4 protein-coding genes and 1 pseudogene are annotated in these 3,777 nt (G+C 67.5%); 3 read left to right on the forward strand and 2 right to left on the reverse strand.

The window, feature by feature from the left end:
* From ABWP92_RS16800 to ABWP92_RS16810, 3 genes are all read left to right on the forward strand, one after another.
* The coding region (locus ABWP92_RS16800) for a general secretion pathway protein GspB (protein WP_353236549.1) at nucleotides 1-236 on the forward strand (236 nt) is incomplete at its 5' end.
* A gap of 127 nt (nucleotides 237-363) precedes the next feature.
* On the forward strand, nucleotides 364-1,188 hold the full coding sequence (locus ABWP92_RS16805) for a Crp/Fnr family transcriptional regulator (protein WP_353236550.1): 825 nt from the start codon (nucleotides 364-366) through the stop codon (nucleotides 1,186-1,188).
* A 90-nt stretch (nucleotides 1,189-1,278) separates the two neighbouring features.
* Nucleotides 1,279-2,370, forward strand: a complete 1,092-nt coding sequence (locus tag ABWP92_RS16810) for a pseudouridine synthase (protein ID WP_353236551.1) — start codon at nucleotides 1,279-1,281, stop codon at nucleotides 2,368-2,370.
* A gap of 16 nt (nucleotides 2,371-2,386) precedes the next feature.
* Here the strand turns inward: ABWP92_RS16810 and ABWP92_RS16815 are convergent, their stop codons facing one another.
* Together ABWP92_RS16815 and ABWP92_RS16820 are read right to left on the reverse strand one after the other, a co-directional pair.
* On the reverse strand, nucleotides 2,387-3,472 hold the full coding sequence (locus ABWP92_RS16815; RefSeq protein ID WP_353236552.1) for a Csu type fimbrial protein: 1,086 nt from the start codon (nucleotides 3,470-3,472) through the stop codon (nucleotides 2,387-2,389).
* A 4-nt stretch (nucleotides 3,473-3,476) separates the two neighbouring features.
* A pseudogene (locus ABWP92_RS16820) lies at nucleotides 3,477-3,777 on the reverse strand (hypothetical protein); the annotation flags it as partial.

A 3,777-nucleotide genomic window follows, 5' to 3' on the forward strand; every position in this document is an offset into this window, starting at 1 on the left:
CCGCTGCCGGTCCCATCTACAACATGGCGAATCTTCCTCCCGCCATCCGTGAGCAGCTGCCCAACCTGCAGCTGGCCGGCATCACCTATTCGGGCAACCCTCAGTTCCGCATGGTGATCGTCAATGGGCAGGTGCTGCACGAAGGCGATTCGGCGGGGCCGGGTCTGGTGCTGGAGCGCATTGAAAACGCGCGCACGATCTGGACGTTTCGCGGATACCGCTATGCGCTTCCGTGACGCTGTCACCCCGGGGCGGATCGCGGTGGGCCATGCGTGCCGCTGCGGATGACCTGCTGCCGCGCAGCAACGTGATCGGGTTATCCCGCTAGCGTGCGCGGGGACGACTGAGCGATGCTCGCGCTTCATGAGCCAGGAAGTTTCGCTGCATCAACGCCGCCGCCCGCCCACCGTCCATGAGGTCGACGGCATTCCGTGGCTGCGCCTGCTCAACGCCGGCGAGCGTGAGCGCGCACTCGCCACGCTGGTGGTGGGCGATGCCTTGCGCGGCGACTATGTTTGCCGCGTCGGCCGCCCGGTGACTTATTGGTTCGGACTGGTCGAGGGGCTGCTCAAGATGAGTGCCGACAACGCCGATGGCCTGACCATGACCTTCACCGGCGTTCCGCCTGGCGGCTGGTTTGGCGAAGGCACGGCCCTCAAGCGCGAGCCTTACCGCTACAACATCCAGGCGTTGCGCAAGAGCCTGGTGGCGGGCCTGCCGATCGACACGTTCCACTGGCTGCTCGACCATTCGATCGGCTTCAACCGTTTCGTGATGAACCAGCTCAACGAACGGCTGGGCCAGTTCATCGCCGCGCGCGAGATCGACCGCCTGGGCAATCCCGACGTGCGCGTGGCGCGCAGTCTGGCGGCGCTGTTCAACCCGGTGCTCTATCCGGCGGTGGGCGAGATTCTGCGCATCACGCAGCAGGAGCTGGCGTACATCGTCGGGCTGTCGCGCCAGCGGGTGAACGAGGCGCTGTCCACGCTGGAGGAGCAGAAAGCCATCAGCGTCGAATACGGCGGGGTGCGCGTGCTGGACCTGCAGGCGCTGCGCACCGGCATGTTCACCCAGCGGAAGGCGCAGGACGGCGGCCTGATGCCGCGGCGCGGACGCCACGGCGCCGCGCCTGCCTCGCTGCATGGCGATGTCGTGGACGCGTCCGGGGCCTCGGTACAGATCGCCTGAAAGCGAGCAGGGGCGAGAATCAATGTCCCCGGCGGTGTTTTCGAGACGCCGGGCTATCCGGGCGGCGCGCGGGCTTGAGACAATACGGCCATGCCCGAAAAGCCATCCAACCCTTCTTCTTCCTCTTCTTCTTCCGTATCCGGGACGCAGCAGCCGTCCGCCCGCCCGCGCCTGGCGCTCAAGCGCCCGCCCACCGCAGGCGGGCAGGGGCGTACACCGCCGCCATCGGCTTCAGCCTCGCCCTCCGCCGGAGCGGGCCGCTCGGGCGCGCGTGCGGCGCCACCCTCCGCCAAGCCCGCTTTCGTGCCCAGGCCGCGCGCGAATACCTGGTCGGCATCGGACGGCGGCGCGCCCGTCTTGCCGGGTGCGCGCACCGCTGCCGGTGTTCCCGTGCGCGGCAGCCTGCCTTCGGCGGACAGGCAGCCGTCGGACACCCTGCGGCTGAACAAGCGCATGGCGGATCTCGGGCTGTGCTCGCGCCGCGAAGCCGACGACTGGATCTCCAGGGGATGGGTGCGGGTGAATGGCGAAGTGGCGGAAATGGGCGTGCAGGTGTCGCCAACGGACCGCATCGAAGTGGACCGCCAGGCGCAGGGCCTGCAGGAGCAGCAGGTCACGATCCTGCTGCACAAGCCCATGGGCTACGTGAGCGGCCAGGCCGAGGATGGCCACACGCCGGCGGTGGCGCTGATCAATCCGCGCACGCGTTGGCAGGAAGACCCCAGCCGCACGCGCTTCACGCCGGGGCAACTGCGTGGGATGGCTCCCTGCGGGCGTCTGGACATCGATTCGGTGGGACTGCTCGTGCTCACGCAGGATGGCCGCGTGGCGCGCCAGCTCATCGGCGAAGACTCCACCGTGGACAAGGAATATCTCGTGCGCGTGGTCTATGGCGACCATGACAAGGACGTGCGCTCGGTGTTCCCCGAGGACAAGCTCGCGTTGCTCAATCACGGCCTGTCACTGGATGGACAGAAACTGCGTCCCGCCAAGGTGGAGTGGCAAAACCCCGAGCAGCTGCGCTTCGTGCTCAACGAAGGCAAGAAGCGCCAGATCCGCCGCATGTGCGAACAGGTCGGCCTGAAGGTGGTGGGGCTCAAGCGCATCCGCATCGGCAGGATCACGCTGGGCAACCTGCCGGTGGGGCAGTGGCGCTATCTCGGGGCGCACGAGAAGTTCTGACGCGGCGCGGGCCGTTTCAGTAGATGACCTTCACCACCACCGTATCCGAGTAGCTGCCGGGGCGCACGTTGCCGCTGGCAATCCGCCCATAGATGGGAATGGCGCTCTCGTAGTCGCCCGTTCCCTGACGGCTCATGGTGTTGGTGTTCTGGATGTTGCCCCACGGCAGGGTGCGGGCCGCGTCGCGGTAGAGGCTGTAGTTCAGGTAGGTGTCTGGGTCGCCGGTGACGGTGCTGCTGGATTTCAGCACGCCCGCGCCATTGGCCGGCGTGGGCGTGCCGCCCGGTTCCATGGCGATCTGGTAGCTGGTTTTGTTGGTGCAGCGCGTGCGCAGGCTGCTGCTGGCGTCGAACGGCCCGGATGCCAGCGGGTCGATGGACGCGAAATTCATGTTGGCGCCGGAGGTGTCCAGATGGCATATCGGCAGCACCTTGGCCGTGACCGAGAACGACAGGCTCTTCGGCGTGAACGATACGTTGCTGCTGCTGGCGCCGACGCCCTGGCAGGTGACGCTGGAGCTGCTGCCCGTGACGACGACGATTTCCGCTGACGTGCCGCTGAAGTTGCTCTGGTAGCTCCCGGGCACGGCAGTGGTCTGGCCCGAGGTGATGGCGGCGGAGTAGTTCACCGCTCCCGTCTTTCTGACGTAGTCGCCCAGGATCAGCCATTTGACGGGGAGCTCGAGCACCACTTCGGCGGCGCGTGATCCGCTCACGCTGCGCGTGCCCCATGGCGTGTTGGCGCTGGAGTAGAGCTGGTACTGAAGGGCGTCGGCGGCCGGGGATGCCGTCGTCGTCATGCTGCGCGGAGTGATCGACGTGCCGGCGCTGCCCGGCCCGAAGTTGAAGCAGACCGCGGCGTAGATGGAATTGCCGATTCCCAAGATGGCGGAGTTCGTGTTGTAGCACTCGAAGGAGAGCTGCCCGCTGGTCGTGGGCGCGGCGTCGAATGGTGTGAAGCTGCCGAACGCGACGGCGCCGGGCATGGTGAACTTGCTGCATACGACGTCCTGCGCATGCGCGTTCTGCGCGCCCGCGAGCCACAGCGCGCAGGCGGCGAGAAAGCCCAGCAAGGCTCGGAACAAGCGTGTGGAATGCGTCATGGCGCTAGCCTGGTTGGCAGGTGAGGGGGCCGATCACCGGGATGGTGTCGACCGGCGATGCGTAGGGCCAGTCGAGCAGCGCGGTGCAGCTCTGCCCGTCGGGCAGCGTCACCTCGATGCGGTTGTGCGCCGACAGCGTCTCGAAGTAGGTCGCGCCGTCATAGCCCACGACGGCAGCGTTGTCCGGCCCGGCCGTGGCGTCCTTTGCCGCGGGACGCGCGACGGCGCGGCTGCCGAGCGCCAGGGGCCGTGCCTGCGTATCCACGAGCAGCACGCTGGCGGAGCGGATGCGCTGGATGTCGAAC

The organism is Diaphorobacter ruginosibacter (assembly GCF_040396215.1).
In the GTDB taxonomy this organism is placed as follows: domain Bacteria; phylum Pseudomonadota; class Gammaproteobacteria; order Burkholderiales; family Burkholderiaceae_C; genus Diaphorobacter_A; species Diaphorobacter_A ruginosibacter_A.

What these genes read in the sequence shown, in the direction of transcription:
- ABWP92_RS16805 (WP_353236550.1), top strand. Translation starts at nt 364, where the DNA reads ATGAGCCAGGAAGTTTCGCTGCATCAACGCCGCCGCCCGCCCACCGTC.
- ABWP92_RS16810 (WP_353236551.1), top strand. Translation starts at nt 1,279, where the DNA reads ATGCCCGAAAAGCCATCCAACCCTTCTTCTTCCTCTTCTTCTTCCGTA.
- ABWP92_RS16815 (WP_353236552.1), bottom strand. Translation starts at nt 3,472, where the DNA reads ATGACGCATTCCACACGCTTGTTCCGAGCCTTGCTGGGCTTTCTCGCC.